General features: G+C 72.4%; 15 protein-coding genes. 10 read left to right on the top strand and 5 right to left on the bottom strand.

Going from position 1 to position 20,114, the window contains the following annotated elements:
- Window positions 1–33: 33 nt before the first annotated feature.
- Complete coding sequence (locus BJ998_RS36135) at window positions 34–2,871, bottom strand: WD40 repeat domain-containing protein (RefSeq protein WP_221338242.1); 2,838 nt, start codon at window positions 2,869–2,871, stop codon at window positions 34–36.
- A gap of 431 nt (window positions 2,872–3,302) precedes the next feature.
- Entirely contained in the window at window positions 3,303–5,294 is a 1,992-nt protein-coding gene (gene ligA, locus BJ998_RS36140; protein WP_184867778.1) for an NAD-dependent DNA ligase LigA, read from the bottom strand.
- Between the two features lie 156 nt (window positions 5,295–5,450).
- On the opposite strand from ligA, the gene BJ998_RS36145 reads away from it, so the two are divergent.
- Both BJ998_RS36145 and BJ998_RS36150 read left to right on the top strand, forming a co-directional pair.
- Complete coding sequence (locus tag BJ998_RS36145; RefSeq protein ID WP_184867779.1) at window positions 5,451–6,479, top strand: NAD(P)-dependent alcohol dehydrogenase; 1,029 nt, start codon at window positions 5,451–5,453, stop codon at window positions 6,477–6,479.
- Entirely contained in the window at window positions 6,472–7,284 is an 813-nt protein-coding gene (locus tag BJ998_RS36150; RefSeq protein ID WP_184867780.1) for an Fpg/Nei family DNA glycosylase, read from the top strand. The genes BJ998_RS36145 and BJ998_RS36150 overlap by 8 nt, the downstream gene beginning before the upstream one ends.
- 40 nt (window positions 7,285–7,324) lie before the next feature.
- Here the strand turns inward: BJ998_RS36150 and BJ998_RS36155 are convergent, their stop codons facing one another.
- Genes BJ998_RS36155 through BJ998_RS36165 form a run of 3 tightly spaced genes read right to left on the bottom strand, consistent with a single transcriptional unit; the run spans window position 7,325 to window position 8,852 of the window.
- Window positions 7,325–8,176: a sporulation-delaying protein SdpB family protein gene (locus tag BJ998_RS36155; protein WP_184867781.1), complete on the bottom strand. Its 852-nt coding sequence runs from the start codon at window positions 8,174–8,176 to the stop codon at window positions 7,325–7,327.
- Window positions 8,170–8,724: a hypothetical protein gene (locus tag BJ998_RS36160; protein ID WP_184867782.1), complete on the bottom strand. Its 555-nt coding sequence runs from the start codon at window positions 8,722–8,724 to the stop codon at window positions 8,170–8,172. Before BJ998_RS36160 ends, BJ998_RS36155 begins: the two co-directional genes overlap by 7 nt.
- On the bottom strand, window positions 8,709–8,852 hold the full coding sequence (locus tag BJ998_RS36165) for a hypothetical protein (RefSeq protein ID WP_184867783.1): 144 nt from the start codon (window positions 8,850–8,852) through the stop codon (window positions 8,709–8,711). The genes BJ998_RS36160 and BJ998_RS36165 overlap by 16 nt, the downstream gene beginning before the upstream one ends.
- An 86-nt stretch (window positions 8,853–8,938) precedes the next feature.
- Between BJ998_RS36165 and BJ998_RS36170 the strand changes: the two genes are divergently transcribed.
- From BJ998_RS36170 to BJ998_RS36205, 8 genes are all read left to right on the top strand, one after another.
- Entirely contained in the window at window positions 8,939–11,968 is a 3,030-nt protein-coding gene (locus tag BJ998_RS36170; protein WP_184867784.1) for an AfsR/SARP family transcriptional regulator, read from the top strand.
- Window positions 11,969–12,112: 144 nt separating this feature from the next.
- Entirely contained in the window at window positions 12,113–12,253 is a 141-nt protein-coding gene (locus BJ998_RS36175; protein WP_184867785.1) for a hypothetical protein, read from the top strand.
- A 68-nt stretch (window positions 12,254–12,321) separates the two neighbouring features.
- Window positions 12,322–13,167, top strand: coding sequence for an MbnB/TglH/ChrH family RiPP precursor modification enzyme (locus BJ998_RS36180; protein WP_184867786.1), 846 nt, complete (start codon window positions 12,322–12,324; stop codon window positions 13,165–13,167).
- Window positions 13,154–13,960: a hypothetical protein gene (locus BJ998_RS36185; protein ID WP_184867787.1), complete on the top strand. Its 807-nt coding sequence runs from the start codon at window positions 13,154–13,156 to the stop codon at window positions 13,958–13,960. The genes BJ998_RS36180 and BJ998_RS36185 overlap by 14 nt, the downstream gene beginning before the upstream one ends.
- Entirely contained in the window at window positions 13,957–15,882 is a 1,926-nt protein-coding gene (locus BJ998_RS36190) for a glycosyltransferase (protein WP_184867788.1), read from the top strand. Before BJ998_RS36185 ends, BJ998_RS36190 begins: the two co-directional genes overlap by 4 nt.
- Entirely contained in the window at window positions 15,879–17,666 is a 1,788-nt protein-coding gene (locus tag BJ998_RS36195) for an ABC transporter ATP-binding protein (RefSeq protein ID WP_184867789.1), read from the top strand. The genes BJ998_RS36190 and BJ998_RS36195 overlap by 4 nt, the downstream gene beginning before the upstream one ends.
- Entirely contained in the window at window positions 17,663–19,462 is a 1,800-nt protein-coding gene (locus tag BJ998_RS36200; RefSeq protein WP_184867790.1) for an ABC transporter ATP-binding protein, read from the top strand. The genes BJ998_RS36195 and BJ998_RS36200 overlap by 4 nt, the downstream gene beginning before the upstream one ends.
- On the top strand, window positions 19,459–20,109 hold the full coding sequence (locus BJ998_RS36205) for a class I SAM-dependent DNA methyltransferase (RefSeq protein ID WP_184867791.1): 651 nt from the start codon (window positions 19,459–19,461) through the stop codon (window positions 20,107–20,109). The genes BJ998_RS36200 and BJ998_RS36205 overlap by 4 nt, the downstream gene beginning before the upstream one ends.
- Window positions 20,110–20,114 lie beyond the last annotated feature (5 nt).

A 20,114-nucleotide genomic window follows, 5' to 3' on the forward strand; every position in this document is an offset into this window, starting at 1 on the left:
CGCGCAGGTTCGCCTGCGCGCCGAGAAGGTCCGTCAACACGGCGGCTGGTAGTCCACGCCGGGCAGGTAGGTGTTCCAGTCCTCCTGGCTGATGACGGGATGCGCGATCTGGCAGGCACGGACCTCGGCGCGGGCGGGGTCCGTCTCCCACAGCTGGGCCGTGTGGTCGTCGCTGGCGGTGGCCAGGGTGTGGCCGTCGGGGGAGAACGCCGCCGACTCGATGGAGCTGGTGTGGCCGGTGAGGACGGCGGACTCGGTCGGTTTCGCCGGATCGCTGTAGTCCCACAGCCGGACGGTGTGGTCGTAGCTCGCGGAGGCGAGGGTCCGGCCGTCCCGGCTGAACGCCACCGCGGAGACGACGTCCGTGTGTCCATGCAGGTCGGTCGACCGGCCGGGATGGCCGATGTCCCACAGCCGCACCGTTTTGTCGTCGCTGCCGGAGGCGAGCAGCTGCCCGTCGGGGCTGAACGCCACGGTGTCGACGAGATCGCGATGCGAGCCGAGCACGGACGGCGCGCCAGGATCGGCGGGATTGCTGACGTCCCACAGCCGGATCGTGCGGTCGTCGCTGGCCGTGGCCAGGGTGTGGCCGTCGGGGGAGAACGCCACGGGTTTGACGTTGTTCGTGTGGGCGTCGAGGGTGCGCAGCTCGGACCGCGTGGCGACGTCCCACAGCCGGGCGGTGTGGTCGTAGCTGCCGGAGGCCAGCACGCGGCTGTCGGGGGAGAACATCAGCGAGAAGACGTTGTCCCGATGACCCGTGAGCACGGCCAACTGCGCGGGATGCACGGGGTCGTCGAGGCTCCACAGCCGGATCGTGCGGTCGCGGCCGCCGGTGGCCAGCAGCTTCCCGTTCGGGCTGAACGCGACGGCGTCCACGCTGTCGGTGTGCCCGGCGATCTCCGGCAGCGACCTGGGATGGGCCGGGTTGGACAGGTCCCACAGCCGGGCGGTGTGGTCGAAGCTGGCCGTGGCGAGCAGCTTGCCGTCGGGGCTGAACGCGACCGATGCGACGTTCTGCTCGTGGCCTTTCAGCGGAATCGCGACCGCGCTGAGGAGATCGTCCCGGTTGTGGCGGGTGGGACTCATCCGGTACGCCGCCAGCGCGAGCTGCGCCGCCAACTCCGGCCGGTCCGTGCGCAGGGCGACGGCCGCGTCGGCAACCTGTTGCGCCAGCACGACATCGCGCTGCGCGGCGATCGTGCGGTTGGCGCTCATCGCCTCCGCGGTGGCGATGGTGGCGATCACCAGCAGCCCGGCGAGGACGACGACGAGCATGCGCAGCAACAGGCTCCGCCGGCGGGCCGCGGCCTGCTGGGCCGACTCGGCGGCCAGGCTCGCCGCCAGGAAGGCACGCTCCCGTGCCGTCAGAGCCGCGTCGTCGAGCTCACGCGCCTGAGCCAGCCGGACTCCCCGGTACAGGGCGTCCGGATCGCGCAGCAGCGACTCCCACACCGCCGCGTCGTCAGCGACCTGCCGGTGCAGGCGCAGGGCGTCCCGGTCGGCCGCCAGCCACGACCGCAGCCGGGGCCAGTGCTTGATCAGGGCCTCGTGTGTGATCTCGATCGTGTCCTGGTCCATGGTCACCAGGCGGGCCCGCACCAGTTCGTCCAGCACGGACCGGACGGTGGGATCGTCGTCGAGTTCGTCGATGGTGATCCGGCGCTTCGTGTCCTCCGTCGCCTCGCCCAGCGCCGTCAGCCGGAGCAGGATCTGCTTCACGACATCGCGCTGCTGCTGGTCGAACCGGTCGTAGACGCTCTCCGCGGTGTGGGCGATCGCGTGGTGGATGCCGCCGGTCGAGTTGTAGGCGGCCAGCGTGACAGCGATTCCCCGGCGACGGCGCCAGGTCTCCCGCAGCGCGTGGGACACCAGCGGCAACGCCCCCGGCTGGTTGCTGGCGTCGGCGACGAGGCGGACCACCAGCGCCGTCTCCACCGAGCAGCCGGCCGCCGCGGCCGGCTTCATGATGGCCTCACGCAGTTCGTCCGCGGTCATCGGGCCGACCAGCACCTGCCCGCCGCGCAGCGCTTCCCGCAGGTCCGGGTGGTCGCCGCAGTGGCCGAGGAAGTCCGCCCGCACGCCGAGCACCACCCGCACACGGCTCGGCTCCGCCGTGGCGGCGCCGACGAGGGCCCGGATGAACGCCGCCAGCTCCCCGTGATCCTCGCAGAGCGTGAAGATCTCCTCGAACTGGTCGACCACCAGCAGCAGGTCCGCGTCGTCCGGCTGCGATGCGAGGGCCTGTCGGATGCGCAGGTGCAGGTGGTCCGGGTCGGTCTCCAACTCCGTCTTCAGCACCACCGCCGATTCGCCGGTCAGCTTGGCCAGCTGGACCGCGCATTCCTCCAGCGGATGCGGGCCCGGCGACAGCAGCAGGGTCGGCTGCGGGCCCGTGCCCGCGACGCCCTCGGTTTGCGCCACGGCCGCCAACCCCGCGTGCAGCAGGGAGGATTTCCCGGAGCCCGAGGCCCCGAACACCCCCACGAACCGGCGGGACGCCACCTGCTCCCGCAGCTCCGCCAGCAGCGCATCCCGGCCGTGGAACCGATCCGCGTCCTCGATCCGGAACGGCGACAGCCCCAGGTACGGCGCCTCCGCGTCCGCTGCCGGCTCCGCCGGCGCCTCCTTGCCCGCCGCCACCTCACGCCAGCGGCGCTCCCACAGTTCCGTGTCGCCGTCGCAGGCCGCCACGTAGGCCAGCGTCACCGCCAGCGTCGGCAGCTTTCGCCCGCCCGCCGCCTCCGACAGCGCCGGCGCCGAGTAGTGCGAGCGCCGACTCAGTTCCCGATAGACCGGATTTCCGGCCGCTTCACGCAGTTTCCGCAGGTCCGCCGCGAATCTCAGCAGCGGCGTGTCGCCCGCGTCCAAGGGACGCTCGCCACGTGGCACAACCCACCCCCAAGGCTGTTTTTCCACTCCCCTGGGACCATTGTTCCGGATTGTCTATTCATCGTCCATCGGCCGAGCGCGAACACGTCAGCGCAGCAAACACGCCCTCTCCCGGTGGCCAGGCGCCGTGGTCCGGGCCGTCCGCTTCCGGCGTAGTCGTCCGCTCATCCGCTGATTGGAATTCCACTTCCAGCGCCATCGGTGGGGCAACAATGCACATCACCGGAAATTCGGGACCAGTGCCGAATCGGCGGCGGCGCCTAGGCGAACTGGTTTGCCGTCCGCATGCAGCCGGCTGCGCAGGAGCTTGGTAGGCGCGCAGGTGGTGTCCCGGTCGGCCGCCGCATGGCGCTGACGGCCGCCTCCAGCACGCTCGGGGAGCATGCGCGGGGGATCTCGCCGTCACGCCGTCATGCGATGCCGGCCTCGATGAGCTGACGCCAGATCTCGCCCTGGTCGGTGATCTCGACGCCGAGCTTCTCGGCCTTGGTCAGCTTGCTGGCGCCGACCTCGGCGCCGGTGATGAGCACGTCGGTGTTGGCCGAGACGGAGGAGGCGATGGTCGCGCCGGCCTTCTCGCACAGGCGCTGGAAGGCCGGGCGGTTCACCTTCTCGCCGGAACGGGGATCGCTGATCGCGCCGGTGACGACGACGGTCTTGCCGGCCAGGGGCGCGCCGGCGGCGACGACGGGCGGCAGGTCCTCCTCGCGTACGTCCAGAGAAACGCCGCGGTCGCGAAGGCGCTGGAGTTCGGGGCGCAGGCGGGTGAGGTGCGCGACGAGCGAGGCGGCGACGCGGGGACCGATGTCCTCGACGGCCACCAGCCGTTCCTCGCCGGCCTCGGCGACCTCTTCCAGGGAGCCGAATCCGGCCCGGCACAGGCGGGTGGCGGTGCCCTCGGAGGCCATCGGGATGGCCAGGCCGATCAGGGCCCGCCGCAGGCCCACCGCGCGGCTGGCGGCGATGGATTCGATCATGCGGGTCGCGGAGGTGTCGCCGATGCGCTCGAACTCCAACAGCCGCTCCTTGGTCAGGGCGTAGAAGTCCGACGGGTTCTCCAGGTCGCCGGACTCGGCCAGGCGCTCGATCCACACGGGACCGACGGCCTCGATGTCGGCGGCGGCGCGGGAGGCCCAGTGCACCAGCCGGCGCACCGTCTGGGCGGGGCAGGAAACGTTGGTGCAGAACAGTTCGCGACTGTTGCCCTGCTCGGTGAGGGGCTCGCCGCACGACGGGCACGTGGTCGGCGGCACGATCTCCCGCTCCGCGCCGGTGCGCCGCGACTCGTCGAGCACGCCGGCGACGAACGGGATCACATCGCCGGCTCGGCGCACGAGAACCGTGTCCCCGATGCGGATTCCCCGTGCCCTGATGACTTCCTGGTTGGCCAGGGTGGCGCGGGTCACGGTGGTGCCGCCGACGAACACCGGCTCCAGGTGGGCCACCGGGGCGATCTTGCCGGTCTTGCCGACGTCCCACACGACGTCGGCCAGCACGGTGGTCTTCTCCTCGGCGGCGAACTTGAACGCCAGCGCCCCGCGCGGCGAGTTGGACCGGGTGCCGGCGGCCGCGTAGGCGTCCCGGTCGGCCAGCCGCAGCACCGCGCCGTCCAGGTCGTAGTCGCGCTCGTTGCGACTCCGCTCGATCTCGGTGATCACGGCCTGCGCCTGCTCGGCGTCGGCACACACCCGCATGTCGGCGGCCGCCAGCCCCAGCGACTGCAGGGCCTGCTCCAGGTCGGCGGACGCGCCGTCGGTGGAGGTGTGCAGGTCGAAGGCGAACAGCTGCAGCCGCCGCTCGGCGACCGTGGCCGGGTCCTTGGCCCGGAGCGTGCCGGCGGCGGCGCCACGCGGGTTGATCAGCGGCTTGTCCGGGTGCGCGGCGTTGTAGGCGGCGAAGGTGGAGCGCAGCATCACCGCCTCGCCGCGCACCTCGACCCGGCCCGGGGCGTCGATGCGCTCGGGCACGCCGTCGACCAGCGCGCGGACCAGCATCGTCACGTCGTCGCCGGTCGTGCCGTCGCCGCGGGTGACCGCCCGCACCAGCCGCCCGTCCTCGTAGATCACGGCCAGCGACAGGCCGTCCAATTTGGGCATGACGGCCATCGGCTGGCCGGGGAACCGGTCGAAGAACGCCGCCACCTGCTCGGGCTTGGTGGCCTTCTCCAGCGACAGCATCGGCCGTGAGTGCCGGATCGGCGCGTGCAGCACCGACGGGGCGCCGACCTGCTCCAGCGGGTTCGGATCGGGCGCCAGCTCCGGGTTCGCCTCGACCAAGGCCCGCAGCTCGTCCTCGATCGCGTCGTACTCGGCGTCGGCCACCAGCGGCGAGCCCTGGTAGTAGGCGTCGCGCAGCGCCACGACCTGGTCGGCGAGCTTCTGGATGCGTTCCCCGGCGTTCACGGTGCTGACGCTACCGCCACCCCCTGACACAAACCGTCAGGCGACGGCCGTCATGAGCCTTCCGGGTCGGCCAGGTCGCCGTCATCGGGGGCACCTCTGTACGGGCATCGGTGCGCTGGCTGGACATCGACGGCGATCCACCGTAAGGGTGGCCCCATGTTGGCCTTTCGACTCACGGCTGCCGGCGCCACCGCGCTGCAGGACGTGCCGGTGCCCGAGCCCGGTCCCGGCGAGGTGCTGGTGCGGGTCGGCGCGGCCGGCGCCTGCCACTCCGACCTGCACATGATCGACGCCACGGCGCCGCGGCACGTCCCGCTCACCCTGGGGCACGAGATCGCCGGCTGGGTCGAGGCGCTCGGTCCCGGCGTCACGGGCTTCGCCGTGCACGAGCCGGTCGGCGTGTACGGGGTTCTCGGGTGCGGGCAGTGCGCCGAATGCCTGCGCGGGCGGGAGAACGCCTGCCGCAGCGGGTTCGGCGGGATCGGGCTGACCCGGGACGGCGGCATGGCCGAGTTCGTCGTCGTGCCGGCGCGTTGCCTGATGCCGTTGGGCGGCTTGGACGTCGTGCGTGCGGCGCCGATCGCCGACGCCGGGCTGACGCCGTACCACGCGATCGCGATGCACCGCTGCGCGCTGCAGGCCGGCAGTACCTGCGTCGTGCTCGGAGTCGGCGGGCTCGGCCACCTCGCCGTGCAGATCCTCCGCGCCACCACCGCCGCGACCGTCATCGCCGCCGACATCGCACCCGACGCCCTCGCCCTGGCCAAACGCCTCGGAGCCCACGCCGTCGTCGACACCGAGGATCCGGACGCCGCCGTAGCCGAGATCCGTGAGCATGCCGGGGCGGCGGACGTCGTGTTCGACTTCGTCGGCCTCAGCGCCACTCTGGACATCGCCCGGCGGGTCGTCGCCACCGGCGGGCACCTGAGCCTGGTGGGCCTCGGCGGCGGCACGCTCCCCGTGAGCCCCGGCGGCTGGACGCTTCCGTTCGAAGTCCGCATCACCCTGCCGTTCTGGGGGACCCGCGCCGAGTTCCGGGAGGTGCTGGCGCTGGCCGCGCGAGGGGACCTCACCACCGAGATCCAGCCGTTCGACCTCGCCGACGTGGCCACCGCCTACGACCGCCTCCGCGCCGGCGCGATCACCGGCCGCGCCGTCGTCGTGCCGGGTGGTGCCCGTGCCTGAGCTTCCCGAGGTCGAGTCCGCCCGGTCGGTGATCGAACGGGCCGCGCTCGGCCGGCTGATCGTCGACGTCGACGACTCCGACACCTACGTCTGTCGACCGCACGCACCCGGCGAGATCCGGTCCGCGCTGCTCGGACGTCGACTGGTGGCCGCGCACCGGCGGGGGAAGTCGCTGTGGTGCGACACCTCCGCCGACGACGGCGACGGCCCCGTGCTCGGCATCCACCTCGGCATGTCCGGGAAGATCGTCATCGCCGATCGCGACGGCGGGGAGATCGACGGCGGTGACTACTGGGAGGGCCGGCGCGTGCCCGGCGACTACCGCTGGTCGCGGTTCTCCCTCACCTTCGACGACGGCGGCCGGCTGATGCTGGTCGATCCCCGGCGACTCGGCCGGATCACCCTCGATCCGCCCGTCGACCGGCTCGGCCCCGACGCCGCCACCATCAGCCCCGCCGCGTTCCGGGCCGTGCTCAGCGCCGGGACCGCGCCCGTCAAGGCCAGGCTTCTCGACCAGCACGCCGTCGCCGGCATCGGCAACCTGCTCGCCGACGAGATCCTCTGGCGGGCCCGCGTCCACCCCGCCCGGCCCGTCGACGAGCTCACGCCCCGCCAGATCGGCAAGATCGTCCGTGCCACCCGGGACGCCGTCACCGACGCCCTGGCCGACGGCGGTGTGCACACCCTCAGCATCATCCCGTTCCGACGTCCCGGTGCCCGGTGTCCCCGTGACAGCGCCCCGATGTCCCGGGGCACCGTCGGCGGTCGTACCAGCTGGTGGTGCTCGGCCGAGCAACTGCTGTGAGCCGGCGAAGCGATCGGATGTCCACTGTGGAGGAACACCGCTAGGGCACCGGCTCCGGGGCCGGTTGGCGGTCACGGAGCAGGGCGCTGATGGACAGGAGCCCGATCATCGTGAGGCCGAAGCCGACGAGCCCGAGCACGACGGCGATGCCGGTGTGCAGGACGATGCCGACGGCCAGCGCCCAGGCGCGCACGCGATCGCCGGCGAAGACCGACAGGGCAAGGAATGTCTCGGCGGCGAGCGTGGCCCACGTCATCACGGGGCCGACGCCGTCGAGGAAAGCGGCGGCCGACGGGGTGGCGCCGAAGTAGGGATCCTGGAACACGTAGTGCAGCGCGGAGCCGTCACGCCAGGCGGCCTCGGCGAACTTCGAGACCGCGGACTGCGCATAGACGGACAGCACCAGCGCACGCACGGCGAGATGGCTCGCGGCGGCGGCGCCACGCCAGCGCGGGGACATGGGCGTCGATGGCCTGGTCCAGTGCCACGTGCGGTCGTCGCCGAGCAGGATCGGGATCAGCAGCAGCGCGACGATCTTGGCGATGTGCTCGCCGCCGGTGGGCGACACCAGGGCCGCGGCGAAGCTGAACGAGACGTACCAATGGGGAATGCACGTCCAGCGCGGTCGGTAGCCGACGGCCACGGCGACGAGGACGGCGATCGCCAGGTACCGCGCGACGGTCTGGCCCACCGCACCGGAGTTCAGGCACCACAACGTCACGGTGCGCAGGCCGGCGCCGCACTGCGGCCCGGTCGGGGCGTCGTCGACGCCGGGGAACAGGTCCGGGTCGGTCGTGAACAACAGGGTGAGCAACTCGGCCACCGCGACCAACGACCGGCCCACGCCGAGAAGCCGTGTTCGGGGCTCGAACTCGAGCAGGCGCGTCAGCATGCCAGGTCGACCGCGGCCACTCGCCGGATCTGGCGGGACGGACCGGGGGAGGGGTGCTCTACGGCGAAGACGAACGGTCCGCAGGCCTGCGGCAGCCGGCTGGGCACTGGCACGGCCGGGACGTTCGCAAGTACCGGTGAACAGTCCCGGATGTCGGTGGCGACGCAGTCATGCCAGGCGCTCGCGGGAATCTGCAGCGCGGTGGACACCAAATGCACGGAATCGCCGTACACCGACCGGCTCAGGCCCCACTGGTGCTCGACGTTCGGCGGGGTGAGCGGTTCGAAACCGCCGCCCCGTTCGCGGTAGGCCACGGTGAACTCACGATCGGCCGGCTGCGTGTAGAAGCCCCACCGCATCGGCCACAGCAGGGCCGCGGCCTCCTGGCGGGCATGGATCGCCGGGCCGACGAGACCCTCGGGCAGGTAGGTCACCGCCAGGATCGACGCGACCACCACGAGGGCGGCGAGCGTGAAGGCGAACCCGCGCCGGGCCTCGGCCAAGGGCTCCGCGCGGCCGACGGGCCTGCGGGTCAGCAGTCCTCGCAAGGAGTGTTGCCGGCCTGGATCGTCTCGACCGTCGTCCGGTGGGGCGCCGCCGCCCCGGAACCCTCCAGCAGGACGACCGCCAGGATCGCCGCCGCCACAAGCCCACCCAGCAAGCTGTACCGCTTCAAGTCCACTCCTCGGTCAGATGCTCAGCCCACGCGTTGTCCCGGTCCGTTCGTGGCGGTGAGGCTACCGTGGTGAGGTCCGGGCGGGGGTGGGTTTGGTGTATTTCGCGCTGTTGGGGTCGCTGGAGCTGCGGGTGGCGGGCGCGCCGGTCGCCCTCGGCGGGGAGCGGCAGCGCAAGCTGCTCGCGCTCCTGCTGCTCAACGCCGGCTCCGTGCTGCCCTACGACCGGCTCGTCGACGAGCTGTGGGAGGACCCGCCGCCCACCGCGCGGCGGCAGGTCGCCAACGCGGCCACCGGCGTTCGGCGGGTCATCGGCCAGCGGCTGGTCACCACGCCCCACGGCTATCTCGTCCGGCTCGGGGACGACCGGCTGGACCTGGCCGATTTCCGCGACCTGGTCCGGGACGCGGCGGCCGAGCCGCCGGAGGTGGCGGCGAAGCTGCTGGGCACCGCACTCGGCCTGTGGCGTGGGCCGCTGCTGGACGGCCTCGACTCTCCGATGATCGCTGCCGCCCGCGGCCGCCTGGCCGAGCAGCGGCTCACGGCGCTCGAACGGTACGCCGAGGTCGCGGTGGAACCCGCCGACCTGCAGACCGTCCTGGGCGAACTCGTCGTCCACGTCGCGGAGAACCCGTTCCGGGAGTCGCTGCGGGCCGCGCTGATGCGAGCGCTGCACCGGGCCGGGCGGCAGGCCGACGCGCTCGCCGTGTTCGAGGAGGGGCGCCGGCTGCTGGCCGAGCAGTTGGGCGTCGACCCGGGGCCGGCCTTGCGCGCCGCGCACGAGGAAGTGCTCAAGGCGGACCGCGCGGTCGACACCGGGGCCGCGTCGGCTCCGTCGTTCCTGCCGCTGGACACCGCGCACTTCGTCGGCCGTGACGTCGCCATCGGCCAGGTTCTCTCCGTGATCTCCGACGCTCCCGCCGGGCGCCCGGGGGTGGTGGTGTTGGAAGGCATGGGCGGGGTCGGCAAGACCGCGCTGGCCGTGCACCTGGCTCACCGCTTGCTCGACCGCTACCCGGACGGGGCGTACTTCCTGGATCTGCGCGGGTTCACCGACGGGGAGTCCCCGATGCCCGTCGACGCCGCGCTCGAAGTCCTGCTCTGGCAGGCCGGCGTGCCGGCCGACAAAGTCGCCGTCGACGGTGCCGCCCGGCGCGACCAGTGGCGACGACACACCGTGGGTAAGCGCTTACTCGTAGTGCTGGACAACGCCGCCGGCGCGACCCAGGCCCGGCAGCTGCTGCCGAGTTCGGCGGGATCGCTGGTGCTGGTGACCAGCCGTCGGCACCTGCTCGACCTGGACGAGGCCGTCCCGGTGCCGGTCGACGTGCTGGCGCCGGGTGCGGCGGCCGAGCTCTTCCGCAGGCTCGGCTCCGAGCGTCGAGTGGACGCGGAGCCCGAGGCGACGGACACGGTGGTGCGGCTGTGCGGCGGCCTGCCGCTGGCGGTGCGGATCGCGGCGTCCCGGTTCCGCCGCCGGCCGGCCTGGACCATGGCATACCTGGCCGAGCAGCTCGGCGACCGTCAGGGCCGCGAACGCACGTTCACCACCGACGACTCCGGAGTGGCCGGCACGATCACCCTGTCCTACCGGGATCTGCCGCCCGAACGCCGACGCCTGTTCCGCTTGCTCGGCGTCATCCCCGGACCCGATTTCGATGCCGACGCCGTCGCGGCGGTGGCCGCGGTGTCGCCGGCGCAGGCCCGGGAATCGCTCGACGCGCTGTTCGAACGGAGCCTCCTGCTCCAACTGGGCCCGGATCGCTATGCCCTGCACGACCTGGTTCGCGACTACGTCCGGGCCAGGGCGGCGGACGAGGACACCAAGGCCGACCTGCACGCGGCCTTCGAGCGGTTGTCGGACTACTACGCGCACTTCGTCCAGGTGCACTGCGCGCCGATCCGGGGGTACCGGCCGCTACCTCGATTCACCCTGTCCCGGCCGCCGGCGGCGGTGCCGGAGCCCACGACGCCCGCCCAGGCGATCGGCCGGTTGCGCGTCGAGTACGCCAATGTGGTCGCCGCGATCGGCCATGCCAGCGATCGAGGCTGGTGGGAGCACGTCTGGCGGCTGCCCTGCCTGCTGCTGCCCTACTTCGTCGCGATCGGCCGGAGGACGGGTGTGGGCGCGCTGGCCGATGAGGCGCTGCGGGCCGCCCGGCATCTCGGCAACACGCAGGCCGAGGCCTACGCGCTGCTCATCGCGGCCTTCGCGCTGGGTGAGCAGGGACGGCACGAGCAAGTGCGTGAGCTGCTCGGACGAGCCGTGCGGTTGAGCGAGGCCGGCGGCGATCTCGCGACCGCCGCGGCCGCACGTCGGGATCTGGGCGGGGCCGAGCTGGCGGCCGGCCGGCACGCCGAGGCGGAGCGGGAACTGGTCCAGGCCCGCCGGCTGGCGCGCGCCGCGGGCAACGTGGCGTGCGAGATAACCGCCACCAGCAATCTCGCGCTCACGTTCGCGCAGGTCGGTCGGCACGACGAGGCCCGAGCCCTGTTCGAGGAGGTGCTGGCCCACCACCGCACCACCGGGGCGGTCGGCAGCGAAGCCGTCACGCTGATCAACCTGGCCTGGTTGCACCACGCCGACGGCCAGGACGGCCTCGGGCTGACCGTGATGCTGCAGGCGCTGTCCCTGAGCCGGACCGCGGGCCGGATCGGCGCCGAGATCACCGCCCTGGCCTGGCTCGCGGTCATCCACCGCCGGCTGGGCCAGCTCGACGACGCCCTGACCGCCGGCCGGGAGGCGTGCGAGCTCGCCAGGCGGTCCGAGCTGCAGGATCCCGAGGCCGAGTCGCTCAACGGCCTGGGCGAGGCCTGCGTGGCGGCGGGCCGGCTCGACGACGCCGTGCGGGCGTTCGAGCGGGCCGAGCGGATCGCGTCGACCGGTGACCTGCCGATGGCGCTGGCCCGCGCTTGGGAGGGTCTCGCCCACGTCGCGGCCCGCCAGGGCGACCACGAACGCGCCACCCGACTCTGGGAACGCGCGTTGAGCACGTACCCGGCGACCATGCCCGACGCCGACCAGCCCCGGGCCCACCTCGCCGCGCCCGCGGACCCGCTCGTGCGGTGCACCCGCTGCCAGTCCAACCCGGCCGAGGTCCACTCCGCCGTGCGCTGAGCGCCCCCCCACCTGCACACCCGGCCCGCGGTCATCGACCGCGGGCCGGTTCCGATGTCGCGCGGATGCAGAGCGGATGTAGCCCGGTGCGAGGGTCGATCCCGTTCGAACGCAAGCGTCCAGCACATCGACTGGAGGTGAGTTATGGGTCAGCAGATTCTGATCGACGAGCCGGCGGTGACCGCCGGCGAGGGGGAGTTCGAGTTCTCCGAGGTCCTCGAGACCAGTGAGTTCGAGATCTCGATGAACGCGGACATCACGCGGTTCTGCTCCGGCTGTCGCTAGTCGGAGGGTGGCGGTCACGTGCCCGCTCCAGGCACGTGACCGCCCGTGAACGCCAACCGGGAGGGACGATGAACGCCACACCACGGCCGAAACTCGGCTCGGGCCTGGGCTACCGGGCCGGCCTGCACGAGCGCACGATGGCCAGCACCGCCCACATCGACTGGCTCGAACTGCTCGCGGAGCACTTCCTTCCGCTCACGCCGTGGCGGCGCCGGCTGCTCGACCAGCTGCGGACCGCGTACGTCTGCGTTCCGCACTGCCTGAACCTCTCGGTGGGCGGCCTGGGCGGGGTCGACGAGTCCTACCTGGACGCACTGTGCGAGATCAGCGCGCTCATCGACGCCCCCTGGGTCTCCGACCACCTGTGCTTCACCGAGGGCGACGGGTTCGACTTCGGGCACCTCACCCCGCTGCCGTGGACCAGGCGGGCCGCCGACCGGGCGGCGGAGAAGGCCGCGTACATCCAGCAGCGGCTGGGCCGGCAGTTCCTGCTGGAGAACATCACCTACCACTTCCGGCTGGGCGGCGAGCTCACCGAGGCGCGGTTCATCGAGCGGGTCCTGACCCGGGCCGACTGCGGGATGCTGCTCGACCTCAACAACGTGCACACCAACGCTGTCAACCACGGTTTCGACGCGGTCGAGTTCCTCGACCAGCTCCCGCTCGACCGGGTGGTGCAACTGCACGTGGCCGGCGGCCGCTGGAACGGCGACGTGCTGGAGGACTCGCACGACGCGCCCGTCCCCGACGAGGTGTGGCGGCTCGTGGAGCACATCATGCCCAGGGCGACGGGGTTGCGGGCCGTGCTGCTGGAACGGGACGCCGAGTTCCCCGACGAGTTCGACGTCCTGCTGGGCGAGATCGCGCGGGCGCGGGACCTGATGGACGGGGCGAGCCACCGTGTCGCCGGCTGAGGCGGCGCTGGGCGTGCAGGAGACCGTGACGAGAATCCTGCACGACGCCACGCTGTTCGACGCGCTGCGCCGGGGCAGTTTTCCCGACCTGGCCCGGCGGCTGCCGCTGGCCGACGGGGTCCTGGACGTGATCAGGACGATCGACGTGGCCGGCTTGCAGCACCACCTGCACACCATCCAGGCCAAGCACCTGCGGCATGCCGAGGGCGTGCTGCCGGTGTCGATGGCGGTGGCCCGGGAGCGGCTTGGACCGGACCGGCTGAGACAGGACTTCTGGACCCGAGCTCCGCTCGGTTTCGCCCCGGCCGCCGAGCTGCGCTCGGTCTACCTGGCGCTCGGGCGCGCGTACCTCGAAGGCTTGCCGGTGACCTCGAAGCCACCGTGGCTGGCCGACCTGGCCCGGTTCGAGGCCACGCGCGGCGGCAGCGCGACGGCGCCGCCGCGCGGCCAGGCGGCCGCGGACCGATTCCTGCTCAGCGGCGACGTCACGTTGTGCGCCTTCGACTGGGACGTCGTCTCCCTGTTCGCCGACCTGACCGCCGGCGTCGCGCCGGCCGAGCCGGGCCGGATCCACCGCCGCACCCTGCTGGCCGTGCGCGCGACCGGTGAGTGGCGCAGCCAGGTCTTCCGCCTGGGGCCGGCCACGTACGAGGTGCTCCGGCGGTGCGCCCGGCCGGCCCGCCTGGACGACCTGGTCGACGCGGTCGGCGGCGAGGCGGTCGCGGCCGACGTGCGCAAGATCGTCACCGGTGCGGTGGCGGGGAAGCTGTTGATCACGGGAGGCGGCGCATGAGGATCTGCGCGATCGTGAAGTACCCGCCCATCCAGGGTGGCGTGAGCGCCTACTCGTACTGGATGTGCCATGCGCTGGCCGCGCTCGGCCACCAGGTCTACGTCGTGACCAACGCCGACGAGGTGGAGCCGGAGTACCGGATCTGGATGCGCCCCGGCGACGATGCCCGGCTGCGGGCCCGCTTCGACAACGGCGGACTGGTCCACGTCAGATCGACCACGGCCTGGAACGAGGCGGAGCACCGCTACATCCCGGCCGGAAACCCGTCGGTGACGAAGCTCGCGGCGATGGCGACCGAGACGGTGCGGGAACACGGCTGCGACGTGGTGTTCGCGTTCTACCTCGAACCCTACGGTGTCGCGGCGAATCTCGTCTCGGCGTGGACGGGCACGCCGTTCGTGCTGCGCCACGCCGGCAGCGACCGGTACGCCCTGATGAGCCATCCCGACCTTTCCCTTGCGTACAAGGAACTGCTGCGGTCGGCCGATGCGCTGGTCAGCTCGGGCGGCGACTTCGACGGGCTGCTGGTCCCCGACGACCGCGTCCGCACACCGCCGGCGCTGCCCATCACCACGGCGTTCGCCCCGTCCGCGCCGGCCATGGACCTCGCCGCCGTGATCGGGGAGCTCACGGCGGCGGGCCATCCCGGGCTGTTCGCGCGGGCATCGTTCGACGACACCGCCCCGGTCATCGGCATGTACGGCAAGATGGGTGAGCTCAAGGGAACGCTGGACCTCGTCGCGGCGCTGGGCATCTTGCGGGACCGAGGCAGCGACGCCCAGCTGGTGCTCATGGGCGGCGGTGTGCACTGGCCCCGGGTCAAGGACGCGATCCTCGCCGCCGGGCTGGGCGACCGGGTGTGGCGGCTGCCGTTCCTCGCGCCCTGGCAGGTGCCCGGGTTCGTCCGGCGGTGCGACGCGGTGTGCTTCCTCGAACGCGGCTTCGCGATTCCCCAGCACGGACCGCGCGTCGCGGCCGAGATCCTGGCCTGTGGCCGGCCGCTCGTGGTCTCCGGGGAGATCGTCGCCAAACAGCCGTTCCGCGACCGGATGGTCGACGGTGAGAACCACTTCCTGGTGCCCGACCCACGTGACCACGTGAAGCTGGCGGACGTGCTGGCCGGTGTCCTGGCCGACCGTGCCGCCGCCGTCGCCGTCGGACTGGCCGGGGCCCGGCTGGTCGAACGCCCGGCGGAGGCCCAGATCGCCACCGGGTACGAACGTGCGCTGGCCTTCTCCTCGGTCGAGGGGTCCGAGGAGAAGGTCGGCGTCGAGGCCGTGCTTACCCTGCTGCACAAGCGATGCCCGGCCACGGCGGCGTTCCTCGGGCCACGTGTCGGGGCCGTGATCGCCGAGCACTGCGGCGACGTCGATCCCGCCCACCGGACGCCCGCGATGCTGGCATACGCGGTCACGGCCTGGTGTGCGGCGGCGTGCGAGGCGGAGCATCCGCTGCGGCGGGACGCGATTCGCCTTGAACACCACCTGTTGTGGTTCACCACGGACGTCGAGGGCGTGGCCGGGCTGCCGGTGTTCCCGGCCGCCGTGATCGCCGCCCGCACCGGCGTGACCGACCAGGTCCGGCCGGTCGCGACCCGCTACCGGCGTTTCGACCACCTCGACGTGGATCCGCACCACTACACGGCCGGACTCGCCGACCGGGGGAGCAGCGCGCCGGCGCCACGGCCACTCGACCAGCGCAGGCTCTTTCTCTTCCACAAGCTGCCGCAGCTCGAGGGACGCGTGTACCGGATCGGCGAGCAGACGGCACGGATCCTCGACCTGTGCACGGGCGAACTTTCCGTACGCGAAATAGGCGACCGCGCCGGGATTTCCGTGAAGGCCAGGGATGACCTGCGGGACATGGTCGATGGCTGGCGCCGCCGCGGGCTGGTGGCCTTCGCACAGGGCAGGCGGCCATGACGGCCGGCCGCTCCACGATGGTGCAGCTGCTCGGGATGCTCCCGGCCGCCGGGCGTGGCCTGACGGCGATCACCGCCACGGCCACCGTCGTCACCGCCTTGCTGCCGCTGGTGTTGATGCAGGTCGTCGGCGTCCTGGTCGGCAGTGTTCCGCGACTGCTGGCCGACGACCGGCCGGCGCTGTGGATGCTGCTGGCGGCGGTCGGCGTGCTGCTCGCCGTCCAGCAACTCGCCGGCCTGCTCCTCGCCGGGCTGTCCGAACGGTTGGGCCGGCGGCTCAACCTGGTCCTGCGCACGCGGGTGATGAAGGCGATGACCGAACCGGTCGGCCTGGCCCATCTCGACGACGCGCGGGTGCAGGAGCTGCGCCTGGGCGCGCAGGGGCTGCGCGGTGGGTACGCCGGGGTGATGGGGTCGGTGGTGGGCCTGACCCACAACGGCGGCCTCCTGCTCACCGCGGCGGGCTGCGCCGTCACCATCGTGTGGATCTCGCCGATGCTGGGCGCGATCCTGCTCGTGTCGCACGTCGCGGTGGGAACGCTGGCCCGGCGGCGGTTCCGCGAGAGCGTGTCGCTGCTGCACCTCGATCCGGCCCGGCAGCGCCGGTCCGCGTACTTCCGCGACCTGGCCCTGGCCGGCGGCGCGGACAAGGAGCTGCGGGTCTTCGGGCTCGCCGGCTGGGTGATCGACCGCTTCGACAGCACGTGGTTCGCGGTCATGAGGTCGGCGTGGCGGGACCGCCGCCGTTCGCATCCGGTGCTGTTCGCGGCGTACGTGGCGCTGGGCGTGGTCTACGCGGGCGCGGCCTACTGGCTGGTTCGGGCCGGCACTGACCATGTCATGGGCGTGTCCACGATCGCCGTGGCGATCCAGGCGATCCTCGGCCTGATGACGCTGGCCACCGTCAGCCAGTGGGACGAGCTGATGCAGGCCGGCCGTGACGCCAGCGCGGCCGTGGTGGCGCTGGAGCGGCGGATCGGCGAGTTCCCGGCCCGAGCGGCCGCGCCGGTCGTGCCGGCGACCGGTGGTGACCTGGTGTTCGACAACGTGCGGTTCGCCTACCGCGCCGGGTCCCGGGCCGTCCTCAAGGGCGTCGACCTGGTCATTCCCGAAGGCCGCGCGACCGCCATCGTCGGCCGCAACGGTTGCGGCAAGAGCACGTTGCTCAAGCTGCTGCTGCGGTTCTACGAGCCGGATTCGGGCCGGGTGTGTCGCGGTCCGGTCGCGTTGTCCGCGCTCGACCCGGTGGCCTGGCGAACCCGCTGCGCCGTGGTGTTCCAGGACTACCTGCGGATGGCGGTCTCGCTGCGCGACGCGGTCGAGTTCGGCGCCTGGGACCGGCGGGGCGGGCAACAGGCCCTGGACCTCGCGGCGGAACGGGCCGGGCTGAGCCAGGTGCTGGCCGAGCTGCCGGACGGCTGGGACACGGTGCTGTCGCCGCGGTTCGCCGGCGGAGTCGACCTGTCCGGCGGCCAGTGGCAGAAGGTCGCCATCGCCCGTGCCCTGTACGCGCTCGACCGCGGCGCCGAGATCCTGATCATGGACGAGCCCACGGCGAGCCTGGACGCCGAGGCCGAGCAGGCCGTCTACGAGTCGATCATCGAGGCGGCCGCCGGCCGGACGTCGATCCTGGTCTCGCACCGGTTCTCCTCGGTCCGCAAGGCCGACCACATCCACGTGCTCGACGACGGGGTGATCGCCGAGCACGGCAGCCACCCGGAGCTGATGGCCCGGGGCGGAAGTTACGCCCGGATGTTCGACAAGCAGGCGGAGTTGCTGCGATGACGGCGGGAATCCTCACGCGCGGGGTCGACGTGCTGTCGGCGCTGCGGCTGGCCGCGCAGGCGGCGGCGAGCGCGAACCGGCGGCTGGCCGTCGGGGTCGGCGTGCTGGCGGTGGTCGGCTCGGCCCTCACGGTCGCCGTTGCCCTTGTGTCCCAAGAGATCGTGGACAGCGCGACCACCGGTCAGGCCGTGCTGCTCGCCGCCGGGCTGTTCGGCGCGTACGCGATCGCCACGCTGTGCCTGGAGTGGCTGAACACGGGCCTGACGACCACCCTGGCCGAGGCAACCGACCACTGGCTGGAGTCCACGCTGGCGAGGTGCGTGCTGGCGCCGCCCGGGCTGGACCACGTGGAGAACAGCGAGTACCAGAACCAGGTCCACGTTCTGCTCAACCAGCGCGGCGCCCTGGGCGGGACGGTCAACACGGTCGTGGGCGCGACGACGCTGGCCGTGCGCTTCGTGGTGGCGGAGGTGTTGCTGGCCCGGATCTCCCCGGTGCTGCTGGTGTTCCCGCTGTTCATCGTGCCGACGATCGCGATCAGCGGCCGCACCCAGCGGCTGTTGTCCCGCAGCCTCACGGCGGTGGCCGAGCGAACCCGGCTCGCCACGATGTTCTTCCAGACCGCCAGCGATCCGGCGGCCGGCCGGGAACTGCGGGTCTACGGCCTCGGCCCGGAGGTCGTCCGCCGGCACACCGACCTGTTGCTGGAAGTGGACGAGGAGCAGTGGGCGGCGCGGCTGAAGAGCAGCCTGCTGGAGGGCGCCACCTGGGCGTTCTTCGCCGCCGGACTGGTCGGCGCGATCTTCTTCGCGGTGCACGACGGCCGCGCCCAGCACTCGCCGGCCGAGTTGCTGCTGCTGTTCGTGCTGGCCGCGCAGATCGCGGGGCAGACCAAGACGGCGAGCTTCGTGGTCGGGTCGATCGGCCGGCAGACCGACGCCTTCCGCCGCTACCGCCACGTCCGCGACGTCGCCGACCGGTACCGCGGGTCGTCCGCCGATGCCCCCGCGCCGGACCGCCTCGAGCACGGCATCGATCTGGTGGACGTCGAACTGCGCTATGCCGGCGCGTCCGAACCGGCGCTGCGGGGGGTGAGCTGCCATCTCCCCGCCGGTGCGACGGTCGCCCTGGTCGGTCCCAGCGGCGCCGGCAAGAGCTCGTTGGTCAAGCTGCTGCTCGGCCTGTACGAGCCGACCGCCGGCAGCGTCAACGTCGACGGTGTGCCGCTCTCGGCGATCGACCACGGGCGCTGGCGCGAGCGGACCGCCGCCGCGTTCCAGGACTTCACCCGCTTCGAGCTGACGTTGCTGGAAAGCGTCGGGGTCGGCGACCTGCCGCGTAGCACCGACGAGGTCGCCGTGGCCGGTGCCTTGCGACGCGCCGAGGCCGGTTCGCTGGTGCAGCACTGGGATGACGGCTTGCAGACCCGGCTCGGTCGCAGTCACGCCGACGGTGTGGAGCCGTCGGAGGGCCAGTGGCAGAAGGTGGCGATCGCGCGGGCGATGCTGCGCGACGCGCCCCTGCTCACGGTCCTCGACGAGCCGACCGCCAGCTTGGACGCGGAGAGCGAGTACGACCTCTTCCACGCGTACCGGCGCAGCGCACGCGACCGGGCGCACCGCACCGGCGGCATCACCGTGCTGGTGTCGCATCGGTTCGTCACGGTGCGTGATGCGGACCTGATTCTGGTCATCGACGGCGGCCGGGTGGTGGAGTCCGGCACTCACGACGAACTCGTGCGCCTGGGCGGCCGCTACGCCCGGCTGTTCGAGACGCAGGCGGGGGAGTACCGATGACCGTCTGGCACTCGCCGCAGACAGCGGATCGATACGACCGGTACACCCAGAAGTTCCCGTTGTACGCGACGACAAGCGCGCGTCTGGTGGCTGCGGCGGGCATCCGGCCCGGATCGCGGGTGCTCGACCTCGGCTGCGGAACGGGCGTGACGACTCGTGCCCTGCTGGCCCGCGTCGGGCCGGCCGGGCAGGTGCTGGCCGTCGACTCCTCGCCGGCGATGCTCGACACCGCCCGGGCGAACGTCAGGGCCGACAACGTCTCCTGGTACCAGGGCGATGCCCGGGACGTGGACCGGCTGGTCGGTGGGAAGGTGGACGCGGCGGTGTCCAACATGGCCTTCTGGCAGTTCGATCTCGTGCCGACCCTCGCCGCCGTCGCGAAGGTGCTCACCGACGAGGGGAGCCTGACGTTCAGCATCGGTTACCGGGTCCGGCCCGACGCCGCCGCGATCGCGAGCCACTGGCGAAGGACGTTGCGCGACAACGGTTACGACCTGGTCGAGGCGAGGCGATCCGAGCACCGGGAATCCGCGTTGTCCCTGCGTGAATGGTCACGCCTGGCGCTGGTCGCCCAGGCCGCTGCGCAGACCGACGACCAGCCGTGGACGCTGCACACGCTGTACTTCCGTTGCCGGCCACAGGGATGACCGCG

This window comes from Kutzneria kofuensis (genome assembly GCF_014203355.1).
Taxonomy (GTDB): domain Bacteria; phylum Actinomycetota; class Actinomycetes; order Mycobacteriales; family Pseudonocardiaceae; genus Kutzneria; species Kutzneria kofuensis.

Excerpts from the sequence above, each read along its gene's own strand:
- BJ998_RS36175 (WP_184867785.1), top strand. The coding sequence starts at position 12,113 with ATGGGTCAGCAGATTCTGATCGACGAGCCGGCGGTGACCGCCGGCGAG.
- BJ998_RS36200 (WP_184867790.1), top strand. The coding sequence starts at position 17,663 with ATGACGGCGGGAATCCTCACGCGCGGGGTCGACGTGCTGTCGGCGCTG.
- BJ998_RS36155 (WP_184867781.1), bottom strand. The coding sequence starts at position 8,176 with ATGCTGACGCGCCTGCTCGAGTTCGAGCCCCGAACACGGCTTCTCGGC.
- BJ998_RS36145 (WP_184867779.1), top strand. The coding sequence starts at position 5,451 with ATGTTGGCCTTTCGACTCACGGCTGCCGGCGCCACCGCGCTGCAGGAC.
- BJ998_RS36180 (WP_184867786.1), top strand. The coding sequence starts at position 12,322 with ATGAACGCCACACCACGGCCGAAACTCGGCTCGGGCCTGGGCTACCGG.
- BJ998_RS36195 (WP_184867789.1), top strand. The coding sequence starts at position 15,879 with ATGACGGCCGGCCGCTCCACGATGGTGCAGCTGCTCGGGATGCTCCCG.
- BJ998_RS36190 (WP_184867788.1), top strand. The coding sequence starts at position 13,957 with ATGAGGATCTGCGCGATCGTGAAGTACCCGCCCATCCAGGGTGGCGTG.
- BJ998_RS36205 (WP_184867791.1), top strand. The coding sequence starts at position 19,459 with ATGACCGTCTGGCACTCGCCGCAGACAGCGGATCGATACGACCGGTAC.